Raw genomic sequence first — 399 nt, 5'->3', positions numbered from 1 at the left:
TCCTAAGACTCTGTTCAGAGCGCACAAACCTTTCCACGTGAGCTGAGTCGCCGCTTGATGTTGCTAAGCGGCCAATGGACATTCCGTTATTTCACCAACTCAATGTTGGTACCTGATGAGTTTTTCTCACAAACAATGAACGACTGGGGACACATTACCGTCCCGAACATGTGGCAAATGGAGGGCCACGGCGATCTGCAATACACCGATGAAGGCTTCCCATTCCCGATCGACGTCCCGTCTGTACCAACCGACAACCCAACGGGCGCTTATCAACGCACATTTCCACTTGGCCCACAGCGGGATAACCAACACACTATCATCAAGTTCGATGGCGTGGAAACCTACTTTGATGTGTACGTAAATGGCGAGTACGTCGGCTTTGGTAAAGGCAGCCGA

The 399-nt window shown here is 51.1% G+C and carries 1 pseudogene; it reads left to right on the top strand.

The features are described from left to right. Positions 1-6 precede the first annotated feature (6 nt). A pseudogene (locus UF05_RS13230) lies at positions 7-399 on the top strand (sugar-binding domain-containing protein); the annotation flags it as partial.

The organism is Vibrio sp. S457-15 (genome assembly GCF_000960545.1).
Classification (GTDB): Bacteria; Pseudomonadota; Gammaproteobacteria; order Enterobacterales; family Vibrionaceae; genus Vibrio; species Vibrio parahaemolyticus.
The sequence above is the reverse complement of the archived record's forward strand: the minus strand, read 5'-3'. Positions and strand labels throughout refer to the sequence as shown.